The 14,018-nt window shown below is 40.9% G+C and carries 10 protein-coding genes; 8 read left to right on the top strand and 2 right to left on the bottom strand.

Annotation, left to right across the window (positions count from 1 at the left end; translation table 11 throughout):
• Nucleotides 1–39: 39 nt before the first annotated feature.
• Nucleotides 40–1,443, top strand: coding sequence for an MFS transporter (locus AB986_RS03620; RefSeq protein ID WP_053216022.1), 1,404 nt, complete (start codon nucleotides 40–42; stop codon nucleotides 1,441–1,443).
• Nucleotides 1,444–1,713: 270 nt separating this feature from the next.
• Here AB986_RS03620 and gltC read toward each other — a convergent pair whose 3' ends face one another.
• On the bottom strand, nucleotides 1,714–2,619 hold the full coding sequence (gene gltC / locus AB986_RS03610) for a glutamate biosynthesis transcriptional regulator GltC (protein ID WP_048309515.1): 906 nt from the start codon (nucleotides 2,617–2,619) through the stop codon (nucleotides 1,714–1,716).
• 176 nt (nucleotides 2,620–2,795) lie between these two features.
• On the opposite strand from gltC, the gene gltB reads away from it, so the two are divergent.
• Together gltB and AB986_RS03600 are read left to right on the top strand one after the other, a co-directional pair.
• On the top strand, nucleotides 2,796–7,385 hold the full coding sequence (gene gltB / locus AB986_RS03605; RefSeq protein WP_048309514.1) for a glutamate synthase large subunit: 4,590 nt from the start codon (nucleotides 2,796–2,798) through the stop codon (nucleotides 7,383–7,385).
• 14 nt (nucleotides 7,386–7,399) lie between these two features.
• The gene (locus AB986_RS03600) at nucleotides 7,400–8,884 is read left to right on the top strand and encodes a glutamate synthase subunit beta (protein ID WP_048309513.1); all 1,485 of its coding nucleotides are present in this window, start codon (nucleotides 7,400–7,402) and stop codon (nucleotides 8,882–8,884) included.
• A gap of 38 nt (nucleotides 8,885–8,922) precedes the next feature.
• On the opposite strand, the gene AB986_RS22650 is transcribed toward AB986_RS03600, so the two are convergent.
• The gene (locus AB986_RS22650; protein WP_224880206.1) at nucleotides 8,923–9,012 is read right to left on the bottom strand and encodes a putative holin-like toxin; all 90 of its coding nucleotides are present in this window, start codon (nucleotides 9,010–9,012) and stop codon (nucleotides 8,923–8,925) included.
• A gap of 208 nt (nucleotides 9,013–9,220) precedes the next feature.
• Between AB986_RS22650 and AB986_RS03595 the strand changes: the two genes are divergently transcribed.
• From AB986_RS03595 to AB986_RS03575, 5 genes are all read left to right on the top strand, one after another.
• Complete coding sequence (locus tag AB986_RS03595; RefSeq protein WP_048309512.1) at nucleotides 9,221–10,165, top strand: ring-cleaving dioxygenase; 945 nt, start codon at nucleotides 9,221–9,223, stop codon at nucleotides 10,163–10,165.
• Complete coding sequence (locus AB986_RS03590; protein ID WP_048309511.1) at nucleotides 10,165–10,767, top strand: alpha/beta hydrolase; 603 nt, start codon at nucleotides 10,165–10,167, stop codon at nucleotides 10,765–10,767. Before AB986_RS03595 ends, AB986_RS03590 begins: the two co-directional genes overlap by 1 nt.
• 342 nt (nucleotides 10,768–11,109) lie before the next feature.
• Nucleotides 11,110–12,504 (top strand): S8 family serine peptidase, encoded by a 1,395-nt coding sequence (locus AB986_RS03585; protein ID WP_048309510.1) that lies wholly within the window; start codon nucleotides 11,110–11,112, stop codon nucleotides 12,502–12,504.
• 145 nt (nucleotides 12,505–12,649) lie between these two features.
• Nucleotides 12,650–13,426 carry a class I SAM-dependent methyltransferase gene (locus AB986_RS03580; protein ID WP_048309509.1) on the top strand — a complete coding sequence of 259 codons (777 nt, stop codon included), beginning with the start codon at nucleotides 12,650–12,652 and terminating at the stop codon, nucleotides 13,424–13,426.
• A gap of 6 nt (nucleotides 13,427–13,432) precedes the next feature.
• Nucleotides 13,433–13,921, top strand: coding sequence for a mismatch-specific DNA-glycosylase (locus AB986_RS03575; protein ID WP_048309508.1), 489 nt, complete (start codon nucleotides 13,433–13,435; stop codon nucleotides 13,919–13,921).
• Nucleotides 13,922–14,018: the final 97 nt, after the last annotated feature.

The following is a 14,018-nucleotide window of genomic DNA, read 5'->3' as shown; positions in this document are numbered from 1 at the left end:
TCTTATGACAGATGCATTGAAAGTGAGGGAGAATGAAGCGTGGACAAACAACTCCGATTTATTTTAATTACATTTCTGCTCGGTGTGTTTCTTGGAGCCCTTGATTCTGGAATTGTATCGCCAGCTTTAACGACATTAATTGAGGAACTTGGCATTGATTTGAAGTGGACAGTTTGGGTCGTAACGATTTATACACTAGTTTATGCAGTAAGTATGCCGATCGTGGGTAAACTCGGAGATGTATTTGGGAGAAAACGCGTTTTTCTTACAGGAATTGTCTTATTCGCTGTTGGTTCACTTATTGCGGGATTGAGTCAATCGCTGCTTTTTCTCCTAACGGGTAGAGCGATACAGGCTCTTGGAGGTGGGGGAATACTTCCAATTGCTAACGCTGTGATTGGAAGTAGTTTTCCTAAAGAAAAGCGTGGTATGGCATTAGGACTGGTTGGCGCTATGTACGGTATAGCAACGATACTTGGTCCAAACTTGGGTGGCTTATTTGTAGCACAGCTCTCCTGGAGATGGATATTCCTTATTAATATACCTATTGCTTTCATTATATTAATGATGGGTCTTAAACTTCCTGAAGACCGTACTGAAAATAAACGACCTGCACTAGACTGGGGTGGGGCTACGATCCTATCATTTGTTATTATTACCCTCCTCCTCGGACTAACGAATTTAGAGACCAATGATTTAGTGACTTCTCTTCAATCAGTGTATGTATGGCCATTGTTATTTCTTAGTTTTTTCCTAATCTTTCCGCTCGTTAAAATTGAGAAGAAGGCTAAAGATCCGATTCTAAAATTATCATACTTCACTGATCGAAATATCGTTCTAGCATTACTAATATCGACTATCACGGGCATTGGTATTATTAGCATGATTTTCATTCCATCTTTTTCTGAAATACTCCTCTCCCTATCTAGAGGACAAGGTGGCTATGTTATGACGATTCTAGCTGTTGCGGCAGGATTTGCAGCTCCAATTGGTGGCGTTTTACTTGATAAATGGGGCGCAAAACAGGTAGTGCTGCTTGGGTTTTCGTTAAGTTTGCTAGGATCTCTCACTTTTGTTTACATTGCAGAGGGATGGATAACACTATCGATAGGTATGATACTCTCAGGTGTAGGCATTGGATTTACCATGGGAACCCCCCTTAATTACATTATTCTAGAATTAACACCAGATCGGGAAGCCGGTGCAGCGCTATCTCTTGTGAGCTTATTAAGATCGATTGGGACATCCCTAGGGCCAGTCATCCTTGCTGGATTTATAGCAACTTCTGGTGCTGAATCATTTAGTAACGGTATGACTGAGACGATTAGGAAGTTAGCTCTAATGGGCTATGAACAGATGTATCTTGCTAGTGCAGTTATTTTTCTCATAGGTCTAGTTCTCGGTATTTTTCTAAAGTTACCATCCAAAACTGTTACGAACTAAATGGTCAAAATAAGATGCTTTTTTCTGAAGGCTCTTTTCTAGAAGAATGTTTGAAACAATTATTGAATAAAAACCACACTTCGCTAATTGGAGCGGAAGGATGCTCGACTCCTGCGGGACTAGCGGGACAGGTGAGACCCCACTGGAGCGGAAATTATCCACTCTCATTGCACTAATCTCTACGAAAACAGCCAGATAAAAAAGCGAGGAGAGAGTTTGATCAATCAAGCTCTCTCCTCGCTTTTATGTATATAAGCCAATCTAAAATGATTATTGCCCAAATCGGTTAAGAACTTCATAAAAATGGGTAAGGAATTCAAAAAACTTCCTTTCAGATGGGGCGAGCTCCCTCCCTTTAGGGATAATCACGCCAACAGTGCGAGTTACGTTAGGTTCTGATAGTTCAATTTTCACTGTCTCACCTGGCAACTGTTCTGAAAGTGTAATTTCAGGAAGGAGGCTTACACCGAGTCCGGCGGCTACAAGTCCTTTAATCGTATCGATATCTTCACCTTCAAAGGCGATCCGAGGTTTAAAGCCAACCTGCTGACATGCTGAAGTAACAAGCTGATGCAGAGCATAGCCTGATCGAAACAAAACAAATGGTTCATTCTTTAATTGTCCAAGCCTAAGCATGGGGTAGTCCGCAAGCGGATGCGAAATAGGGAGAAGAGCTAGGAGCTTCTCAGTAAAGAAAATATGTCCATCAACATCAGTACGATCCTTCGGGACAGGTGATACAAAAGCAATATCGATTTCTCCTTTACTAACTGCATCTGTTAAGTCCTGAACAGAGCCTTGTCTCAGCTGAAACCCAACACTAGGATGTTCTTTTCGAAAGGCAGAAATAACAGTAGGTAACGTTTTGGCAGCCAGACTGTTAGGAAAACCAATGCGAATTGTACCAGTATCAGGATTAAGAAACTCATAAACTGCTTGTCTAGCACGTTCAATTTCTGAAATAGCTGTTTCTGCATGGTCCATAAAGATATGTCCAACTTGTGTTAGTTTGACGTTGCGACCCTCACGAATAAATAATTGCACACCAAGCTCAGACTCTAGATTGGCAATTTGTCGACTAACTGCTGACTGAGCAACGTGTAAGGAGGTTGCGGCAGCTGTTACATGCTCTCTTTTAGCTACTTCCATAAAATAATAGAGTTGTCTGAGTTCCACAAAAAACGACCCTTTCTTCGATTCATATCAATAATAGATTAATTATATCTTAATTATATATTGAAAGCATTGGTTAAAGCAATGTACAATGAGTGTAGAATATTTAAACAATTTAGACGTTATGGCGTTAAAGCGAGAAACCATAATGAATTGGGATAAGAGTGAGGAGTGGGATAATGGATAGAAGCAATTTTCCAGAGAAACAGGGATTATATGATCCAATTCATGAGCATGACGCTTGTGGAATCGGGCTGATCGCCAATATGAATAATGAACCAGCACATCATATTATCGAAAAAGGAGTCTATATGCTTCGTCAACTGGATCACCGAGGTGGACAGGGGAGTGACCCTGATACTGGTGACGGTGCAGGTATTATGCTTCAGATTCCTCATGAATTCTTTATAGAAAACTCGGGTTTTAACCTTCCGAATAAAGGTGAATACGGCGTAGGGATGATGTTCCTACCGGTAGATAATCAGCTGAGACAGCGCGCAAAGCAAATTGTTGAGAAAGCAATTAAGGAAGCAGGTCAAGAATTTATTGGCTGGAGAACAGTTCCTGTTGATGAGACGACAATTGGAGAAGCTGCATGCATTGCTCAGCCTGTCATTAGACAGGTTTTTATTAAGAAAAGCGATATTTCTGCAGAAGAATTCGAGCGTAAACTTTATGTCATTCGTAAGAAAGCAGAAAAGCAAGTTGCTCTTGATTCACAACTTTCCAAAACCAAATATTATGCTGCGAGCTTTTCAAAAGATACGATTGTTTATAAAGGAATGCTTACACCTGAACAACTTGATCAATTCTATTTGGATTTAAAAAATCCTAGTTTTAAATCCGCCTTTTCAATGGTTCACTCACGTTTTAGTACAAATACATTCCCTAGCTGGGACCGAGCACACCCGAACCGTTATCTCATTCATAATGGCGAAATCAATACGCTCCGTGGAAATGTAAACTGGATGAGAGCTCGTGAAGGAGCGCTTAAATCAGACATTTTTGGTGACGATATGCAAGATATCGCTCCAATCGTTCGTCCAAACGGAAGCGATTCTTCTTCATTGGACAATTGCCTGGAATTCTTGAACCTTTCAGGTCGTTCATTGCCACATGCAGCAATGATGATGATTCCAGAACCGTGGGATCGTGACGCAACGATGCAAGATCCAAAGAAAGCGTTCTACGAGTATCATAGTTGTTTAATGGAACCGTGGGATGGGCCTACAGCCATCGCTTTTACTAATGGTCGTCAAATTGGGGCGATGCTTGATCGTAATGGCTTACGTCCAGCTCGATATATCATTACAGATGATGACACGTTCATCCTTTCTTCAGAAGTTGGAGTTATCGAAGTTGAAGAAGAAAAGATTATTGAGAAAGGTCGTTTAAGTCCTGGTAAAATGCTACTTCTCGATCTAGAAGAAAAGCGACTTATTTATGATGAAGAGATCAAAGAACAAATTGCTACTGAGGTTCCGTACCGAAAATGGCTAGATGATAATTTAATGAGTCTAACATCAGTACCGGCAGCTGAACGTCAGATTGATGAGAAGGAACTCGTTAAAACACAGCGTGCTTTTGGATACACATATGAAGAATTAACGAAGAATATTGCACCAATGGTTACAGAAATGAAAGATCCAATTGGTTCAATGGGTAATGATGTGCCGCTGGCGGTTCTATCTGAACGTCCACAGCTTCTATTCAATTACTTTAAACAGCTATTTGCTCAAGTAACAAACCCTCCAATTGATTCAATTCGAGAGGAATCTGTTACATCTACAATGACGTTACTTGGACCAGAAGGAAATTTATTAAGTACAGATTCTGGTAGCGCAAAAAGAATTCGTCTTGAAACACCTATTCTAACTGAAGGTAGATTTGATGCAATCAAGGCATTAGATGAAGAGGATTTCCAAACGGAAAAGCTAAGTTTGCTGTTTAATGCGGGACGTGGTGAAACCGAAATGGAGCACGCGTTACTTGCTTTATTCCGTAAAGCAGATCGTGCCATTAAGAATGGAAAGAGTATTCTTGTACTTTCTGATTTAGGTGTTAATAGTGAGAAAGCAGCGATCCCATCGCTTCTTGCTATTAGTGGATTACATCACCATTTAATTAAGCGTGAAACGCGTACGAAAGTTAGTCTTATTGTGGAAACGGGTGAAGCGAGAGACGTTCATCAATTTGCAATGCTGATTGGTTACGGAACAGATGCAATTTATCCGTATGCTGCTTATGATTCGATTGCCCATATGATTCAGGATGGAACAATTGAAGGATTCTCTTTTGAAGATGCTATTAACAATTATGTTGAAGCTGCAACAACCGGGATTGTAAAAGTAATGTCCAAAATGGGGATCTCTACAATCCAAAGTTATCGTGGCGCTCAAATCTTTGAAGCCATTGGCGTTAGTAATGAAGTAATTGATCGCTATTTTGCTGGAACTGCATCACAAATTGATGGCATTCCGATCGATATTATTGCAACTGAAACGTTGATGAGACATCATTTTGCTTATCATGATTCTGAATACAGTGACCTTACTCTAGAAACAGGTAGCGAATTGCAGTGGAGAAATGGTGGAGAGCATCATTCGTTTAATCCAAAAACAATTCATACGCTCCAACATGCTGCACGAAGCAATAACTACGAGTTATATAAGAAGTTCTCAGGCATGGCCTTTGAAGAGAACTTAACGTATTTGAGACAGGCGATTGACTTTGGATCGAATGAACCAATTCCAATCGATGAAGTAGAAAGTGTTGAATCGATCACACGCCGATTCAAAACAGGAGCAATGAGTTACGGTGCTCTTAGTGGAGAAGCCCATGAAGCGTTAGCGATAGCGATGAACCGAATTGGTGGACGAAGCAATAGTGGTGAAGGAGGAGAAGATCCTTCTAGATTTACACCTGATGAGAACGGTGACTTGCGTCGAAGCTCGATCAAACAAGTTGCATCTGGCCGATTTGGTGTTTCAAGTTATTACTTGAGTAATGCAGATGAAATTCAAATCAAAATGGCTCAAGGAGCTAAGCCAGGTGAAGGTGGTCAACTTCCAGGTAAAAAGGTTTATCCATGGATTGCAGAAGTTCGAGGTTCAACACCTGGTGTAGGCTTAATCTCACCACCGCCACACCATGATATTTATTCAATTGAGGATCTTGCTCAGCTTATTCATGACTTAAAGAATGCCAATCCAACCGCTCGAATCAATGTTAAACTCGTATCTAAAGCGGGTGTAGGTACAATCGCTGCTGGTGTAGCGAAAGGACTTGCGGATGTTATTCTTATTAGTGGATATGAAGGTGGTACAGGAGCTTCCCCTCGAACAAGTATTAAACATGCAGGGCTACCATGGGAGTTAGGTCTTGCTGAGACCCACCAAACATTAGTCCTAAATGATTTACGTGACCGTGTTGTTCTTGAGGCAGATGGCAAAATGATGACCGGTCGTGACGTTGTTATGGCAGCCATCCTAGGGGCTGAAGAGTTTGGTTTCTCAACGGCGCCACTTGTAGTATTAGGTTGCATTCTAATGAGAGCATGTCACCTAGATACATGCCCAGTAGGTGTAGCAACACAGAACCCTGAACTTCGTAAAAAGTTTATGGGGAATCCTGATCACGTAGTTAATTATATGAAGTTTATTGCTGAAGAAGTTCGTGAAATCATGGCACAGCTTGGTTTCAGAACGATAGAAGAAATGATTGGTCGGACAGATGTGCTGAAAGTTAGCCGTCGCACGAAAGACCACTGGAAAGCAAGATATCTTGACTTAAAACCGCTCCTATATCAACCACATGTATCGGAAGAAGTTGGGCGTTTTAATCAACGTCAACAAGACCATAATCTTGAAGCGGCACTTGATAATACGTCAATTATTCCTGCATGCCTTGGAGCACTCGAAGAAGGCAAGGCTTTCGAAGGTTCATATGTTATTCGAAACACAAATCGAGTAGCTGGAGCATTGTTAGGGCATGAGATTACGAAACGTTATGGTGCAGAAGGACTGCCTAACGATCTAATTCGCTTGCACTTCAAAGGATCAGCAGGACAAAGTTTTGGAGCGTTTGTACCGAATGGTGTCACAATGCATCTTGAAGGTGATGCTAACGACTATGTTGGAAAAGGATTGTCAGGCGGCAAGTTAATTATCCATCCGTCATCCAAATCGTTATTTACGCGTGATGAGAATACGATTATCGGGAACGTCGCTTTCTACGGTGCGACATCTGGTGAAGCGTATATTAGTGGACTTGCCGGTGAGCGCTTCTGTGTAAGAAATAGTGGCGTTAAAGCAGTAGTAGAAGGTATCGGCGACAATGGGTGTGAATATATGACTGGCGGTCGAGTAGTTGTTCTTGGAAATACTGGGAAAAACTTTGCAGCGGGTATGTCAGGCGGAATCGCTTATGTACTTTCTGAAGATCGTGACACATTTATGAATAATGTAAATACTGAAATGGTTCATATTGAATCTTTAACAAATTATGAAGAAATTCTTGAAGTAAAGCACCTGATTCAGCAGCATGCTTACTTTACAGATAGCCCTAAAGCGATTCGTTACATTCAAAATTGGAATGAATATGTAAGTAAAATCGTGAAAGTTATTCCAAAGGAATTTAAGCGAATTACTAATTCATTAGCCGAATTGAAAGAAAAAGGATATGAAGATAATGAAGCAGCATATGAAGTGTTCCAGCAGGCTAAGAACGGGGAAGTTAAATCACGACAAAGCGATTTGGAACCGGTATAAAGGGAGGTAATCGATTGGGTAAGCCGACAGGTTTTATAGACTATCCTAGAGAAAAAGCACGTGAAAGAGATTTAACAACACGACTAAAAGATTGGGGAGAGTATCAGCTTCCTCAATCTGAAGACAAATTGAAGACGCAAGGGGCTCGCTGTATGGATTGCGGCACCCCCTTCTGTCACTCAGGGATTGAACTTAATGGTAACGCATCAGGATGTCCACTTTACAATCTTATTCCAGAATGGAATCATCTTGTTTACCAGGGCAAATGGAAAGATGCTTTAGACCGTTTATTGAAAACGAATAACTTCCCTGAATTCACTGGTAGAGTGTGCCCTGCACCATGCGAAGGTGCGTGTGTAGCAGCTATTCCAGATGATGCGGTTGCGATAAAGAGCATTGAGAAGGAAATCATTGATCGAGGTTTTGCAGAAGGTTGGATGACGCCTAAGCCACCAATGAATCGCACTGGAAAGAAAATTGCTATCGTTGGTTCAGGTCCAGCTGGTCTTGCAGCAGCTGACCAGTTAAATAAGGCAGGACACTCTGTTACAGTATTTGAGCGTGATGATCGTATTGGTGGATTGTTGATGTATGGTATACCAAACATGAAGCTAGATAAAGATCTTGTTGAGCGTCGAGTGAAGTTGCTTGAAGATGAAGGTGTAGTATTTGTTACAAATACTGAAATTGGTAAAGATGTGACACGTGAAGAGCTTCGTGAAGAACATGATGCTGTTATCCTTTGTACTGGGGCTCAAAAGCACAGAGATCTTCCAATCGAGGGACGTAAACTTGGTGGAATTCACTATGCAATGGACTATTTAAGAAAAAACACGAAAAGCTTATTGGATTCACAACTAGAAGATAAGCAATACGTTTCCGCAGAAGGAAAAAATGTTATTGTTATTGGGGGTGGAGATACAGGGGCAGACTGTGTCGCAACCGCGCTTAGACATGGATGCAAAAGTGTTCATCAGTTCGGTAAACATCCACAGCTAACAGCAGATCGTATGATTGATAATCCATGGCCGGAGTTTCCGAAAGTGTTTACTCTTGATTATGCTTATGAAGAAGCTCAAGCAGAGCACGGAGAAGATCCGCGTCAATATTCCATTATGACGAAGAAGTTCGTCGGGGATGAGAATGGTCATGTAAAAGAGCTTCATACCGTTACCATTGAGAAGCATATTGACAAAAAAGGTAACGTCTTTATGAAAGAATTACCGGGTACAGAGCAAGTTTGGCCGGTTGAGCTTGTTCTAATTGCGATCGGTTTTACTGGTCCAGAAGAAGGTGTCTTAGAGCACTTTGAAGTAGAGCAAGATAATCGCAAACGTGCAAAAGCAGAATTCGAAGATTACAAAACAAATGTTGATGGCGTCTTTGCCGCGGGGGATGTTCGAAGAGGGCAAAGTCTTATCGTTTGGGCAATCAACGAAGGTCGTGGCGTAGCTCGAGAGACTGATCGATATCTAATGAATAAAACAGTTATGCCATAAACAGAGAAAGCACTCCTCACTGAGGAGTGCTTTTCATGTTAAGAAGACCGATCTTTCGTGTGGATGATGGCGAGTACAAGAGCGGAAAAGCTGACCATTAACGACAGTGCCTCAAATACGCTAAGCATCTCATCACTCCTTTACATATAGAATGTCTCATTTAGAGGTTGTCCTATACGCGGAAATGAAAATAGTTGACAGAAAGAGTAGAACTTAATACACTTAAATCAAATATCTCGAATTAAAGATATTTAAAAGCAAATTTGAAGATTAGAAAGTTCCGTAGACGGGAATCTTCTAAAATGGATGTAAAATTGAAAAGGAGAATAGCAACTTATGAAGCATACGACAGGAATACATCATATAACAGCAATTGTAGGTAATCCACAAGAAAACGTTGATTTTTATAGTGGAGTATTAGGATTACGACTTGTTAAAAAAACTGTAAATTTTGATGACCCCGGAACGTATCATTTATATTTCGGCAATGAAGAAGGTGCGCCAGGTACAATAATGACATTTTTTCCGTGGTCCAATGCACACGAAGGTACAATCGGATCTGGTCAGGTTGGCGTTACAAGCTTTGTTATCCCAGAAGGCAGCCTTTCATTCTGGAAGAAGCGCCTGACGAAATTAAATGTCGAGTATGGTGAAATGACACGCTTTGGCGAAGATGTTCTTACATTTGATGATCCTCATGGATTGCACATTGAACTTGTAGAGCGAGAAGAAGGTGAACGTAATACGTGGAACTTTGGTGGTGTTGATACGAAACATGCCATTAAAGGATTTGCGGGTGCAACGCTATTAACTGGAAAACCGGATTCAACATTGAAAGTTCTTGAGGAAATATTTGGATTTGTTCGAGTAGCAGAAGAAGAGGATTTCGTTCGACTTAAATCGAGTGATTCTATTGGTAACACGATTGATGTTAAGAAAACGCCACTATCATCAGGCAGAATGGGTTCTGGAACAGTTCACCACATTGCTTTTCGTGCAAATGATTTTTCAGATCATGAAGAGTGGAGAAGTTTACTTGAAGAAAAAGGGTACAGTCCAACACCTGTAGTTGATCGCCAGTACTTTAATGCGATTTATTTCCGTGAAGAAGGTGGCATATTGTTCGAAATTGCAACAGATCCTCCAGGCTTTGCGAAAGATGAAAATCCTGAAGATATGGGTAAGAAGCTTCTTCTACCACCTTGGCTTGAAGAAAAGCGTACACAGATTGAGAGTGTACTTGAGCCTGCAGATGCAAGAGTTCTTAAGGGTGATAAATAATGAAGCATATCTTTAAAGAAGGAAATACTGAACTTCCGGTTCTATTGTTGTTACATGGAACAGGAGGTACAGAAGAAGATCTACTACCACTTGCGGAGCTAATTGCCCCTGAACATTCCGTTTTAAGCGTAAGAGGAAATGTATCGGAGAATGGCATGCCGCGTTTCTTTAAAAGGTTATCAGAAGGTGTTTTCGATGAAGAAGATTTGATTGAACGGACACACGAGTTGAATTCGTTCATTGATGACTCAGCAGATCAATATGGCTTCGACCGAACGAATGTTATTGCGATTGGCTATTCAAACGGTGCTAATATCGCTGCAAGCTTGCTGTTCCATGATAAGAACGCACTGCGTGGAGCTATTCTTCACCATCCAATGGTTCCACTAAGAAGCATAGAACTTCCAGATCTAAGTGAGAAACACATTTTTATCGGAGCAGGTGAGAATGATCCAATCTGTTCATCCGATGAAACGAGAGAGCTTAAGCAGTTACTAGATAACGCTGGCGCAGAAGTTACTGTTCACTGGGAAACGTCAGGTCACCAGTTAACACAGTCAGAAGCTATGAAAGCTGCAGAATGGTTTAAAAGATATAGTTGATGTTTAGAGGAGTAGCCAATCAGGCTACTCCTTTTTTAGATAGGCTCTTTTTAAGAGGATAAAGAAATTTTTTTTAGAAAGTGGGTGAATTTCAGCTCCAGGATGCTTGCTTTCCGCGGGGCGGGACGCTTGAGCCTCCTTCCGCTTCAATTAGCGAAGGTAGGTATTTTATATAAAAATTCTTAAATACCAACAAACGAAAGTAGTACCTTATACTACTTTTGGATGATAAACATATAGTTCTTTCTCTTCTGCCATTTAGAACCTTTAGTGAATAGGAAAAGATTTATTTTCATTACATAATGAATAGTAAGAAAACTATGAATCTATAAGGAGGAAAAAATGAAGCTGATTTATGTACTTATACTGTCTTTAGTACTAGCGATAGGGTTTGGCTCTATTCCTCAGTCATATGCAGAAAAAACTGCTGTGATTGGTCCCGATTTAACAGAAGAAATGGCTATGGAAAACGGGCCATTTGAAGTAATTGTAAGCTTTAATGGCGATGGTGCGCCTACTAATGCTCAAGCAAATTTACTAAAGAAAATAGGGGTTGAAACTGGCTTGACGCTACAAAACCTCCCTATGGCAGGAGTTATTGCAACAAAAGATCAAATAAACATGCTCTCGAAAAATGAAATGGTTCGTTCCATTTACTCGAATAAAAAATTAGAATACTTTAATTCAGATGCGACCGCTTTAACAGGTGTCGATAAGGTCCGTACAGATGATGAGATGCGAAAAGAGAATGGTGGCATGCCTGTTAGCGGGAACGGAATTGGCGTTGTTGTAAATGACAGCGGAGTAGATGGTACACACAAAGACCACGAGCTTGGAAAAAATCTAGTTCAGAATGTGCTTGGTTCCACTAACCTTAATAGTCTAGCACCAGGATTGCTACCTGTTACATATCAGGAAGGTGTTGCTAATACTGATACAAATTCAGGACATGGTACTCACGTTGCTGGTACAGTTGGAGGCACTGGTGCAATGTCAGGTGGGAAATATGAAGGTGCAGCTCCAGGTGCAGACCTAATCGGATATGGATCAGGAGCAGCACTATTCGTTCTTGATGGAATTGGTGGATTTGATTATGCGCTTACACATCAGTCTCAATATGATATTCGTGTCATTACCAATTCATGGGGGTCATCAGATGACTTTGACCCTAATCATCCAATAAATATTGCTAGCAAAAAAGCCTATGACCGTGGAATCGTCGTATTGTTTGCCGCAGGTAACGAAGGCCCGAGTGAAGATACACACAATCCATATGCGAAAGCTCCGTGGGTTATTTCAATAGCTGCAGGTGAAAAAGACGGAACTCTAGCAGACTTCTCTTCACGAGGCACAAAAGGAGTAGGTGGCACATTTGAGATGGACGGTGAGACTTGGAAATGGGAAGATCGTCCAACTGTAACTGCTCCAGGTGTTGATATTGTTTCAACACGCGTGATTGCTCCAGTTAGTTCTCTTGGTGCAATAAGTGATGTTGAGGGTATTGATCCTGCTCACATACCGTTTTATACAACAATGAGCGGAACATCAATGGCCACTCCACATGCAGCGGGTGTAGTAGCATTAATGTTAGAAGCTAATCCGAGTTTATCACCGGATAAAGTGAAAGAAATCTTACAAGCAACAGCTACAAACATGCCAGGTTATGAAGCATGGGAAGTTGGAGCAGGATACTTAAATGCATATGCTTCAGTTGATGCTGCTTTTGTTGCTAAATGATATGGTGAAATCTTACAATCTAAAACCGAAAACACCATGAATGCAAGAAGTCCCTTTGGGGGCTTTTTTCTATGTTAAAAGTAATTCTGTAAGAGGTTATCTTGGCACATGATATAATAATGGTACGAAAAGGAGCAATGAAAATATGATTTTTACAACAGCAGGAAGACCAACAGAAGCTTTAATTCTTGAAGCTACTAGACTATCAGGGCAATACAATGGAACATACATACCAAGAAAAAAGCGATCTCTTAAAGAACTAATTGACACTTATCGGTCCCCTGTAATAGTGGCTGGTTTTGATCGACTCTTTCTCTATACAGACAACGCCCTTGAACCCGTTTTCTTTCACCCAAACTCTGCGATGTTTCGCTGTAAATCATTACTAAATAATCGTCATGATGTTTTCATCAATGCAAGTGGTCTTACAGAAGGGATGAGTTTGCTCGATTGTACTGCGGGCTTAGGTTCAGACAGTATCGTTGCAAGTCTTATAACTGGTGAAAAAGGTAATGTTCAGGCACTAGAAGGCTCTAAGCATGCCATTCTCCTTCAAGAAGGTCTTAAAACGTGGCAGAGCGGAAATGAACAGATCGATGAAGCAATGAGAAGGGTATCGGTCAAACAAAACCGTTACGAGGAAGTATTGCCCTATTTAGATGATCAGTCTGTTGATGTTGTGTATTTTGATCCGATGTTTGAGGATAGTATTCTTGAATCAAACGGTGTGAATGCGATCAAGCAAGTAGCTCTTTATGATACGTTAACAGATGACATGATCAGAGAAGCGAGGCGTGTTGCTAGAAAAAGAGTCGTTCTGAAAGATTTTTGGAAAAGCAGTCGGTTTGAACGGTTTGGTTTTCAGCAATTCATCAGAAAAACAGCTAAATTTCACTACGGGATATTGGAAAATAAGGAGTGAATAGTAATGTTACCAGATCACCTCGCGCATGAGATGAACATTTTGTTTATCGGATTTAATCCTGGCCTACAATCAGAGAAGGAAGGCCATCACTATGCAAATCCGACTAATCGTTTTTATACCGTTTTGAAGGAAGCTGGATTAACAGACTGTAAACTTAAGCCGGAAGAAGATCACATGCTCCTTCAATATGGGTATGGGTTGACGAATATCGTTGATCGCCCAACGAGAGGAGCTGCGGACTTAACAGGAGAAGATTATGCAAAAGGAAGAGAGAAGCTACATAAAAAAATCGCGATGTATCGTCCCAAAGTCAATTGTTTTGTTGGAAAAGGAGTTTATCAAAGATTTTCAGGAATGAAAAAGGTTGATTGGGGATTTCAACCAGTTAATCAAATTGAAGGAGTTCGTGATTTTGTAGCACCTTCAACAAGTGGACTGGTTAGAATGAGTCTCGACGAGCTCACCCAAATATATAGCAAGTTACTAAAGTAAAGGCTATGTTAATGAACAATGTTGATTTTTGGCTCATTTACGCCCTGTTGTGCCCATTCGCTTGGAGCAAATTCATTTGCTCAGGCGAATGGGCACC

The organism is Guptibacillus hwajinpoensis (assembly GCF_001039475.1).
Classification (GTDB): domain Bacteria; phylum Bacillota; class Bacilli; order Bacillales; family Guptibacillaceae; genus Guptibacillus; species Guptibacillus hwajinpoensis.
The sequence above is the reverse complement of the archived record's forward strand: the minus strand, read 5'-3'. Positions and strand labels throughout refer to the sequence as shown.

Bases quoted from the DNA above. Each gene is read 5' to 3' on its own strand.
- gltB (WP_048309514.1), top strand. From the start codon at position 2,796: ATGGATAGAAGCAATTTTCCAGAGAAACAGGGATTATATGATCCAATT.
- AB986_RS22650 (WP_224880206.1), bottom strand. From the start codon at position 9,012: ATGCTTAGCGTATTTGAGGCACTGTCGTTAATGGTCAGCTTTTCCGCT.
- AB986_RS03595 (WP_048309512.1), top strand. From the start codon at position 9,221: ATGAAGCATACGACAGGAATACATCATATAACAGCAATTGTAGGTAAT.
- AB986_RS03590 (WP_048309511.1), top strand. From the start codon at position 10,165: ATGAAGCATATCTTTAAAGAAGGAAATACTGAACTTCCGGTTCTATTG.
- AB986_RS03585 (WP_048309510.1), top strand. From the start codon at position 11,110: ATGAAGCTGATTTATGTACTTATACTGTCTTTAGTACTAGCGATAGGG.
- AB986_RS03580 (WP_048309509.1), top strand. From the start codon at position 12,650: ATGATTTTTACAACAGCAGGAAGACCAACAGAAGCTTTAATTCTTGAA.
- AB986_RS03575 (WP_048309508.1), top strand. From the start codon at position 13,433: ATGTTACCAGATCACCTCGCGCATGAGATGAACATTTTGTTTATCGGA.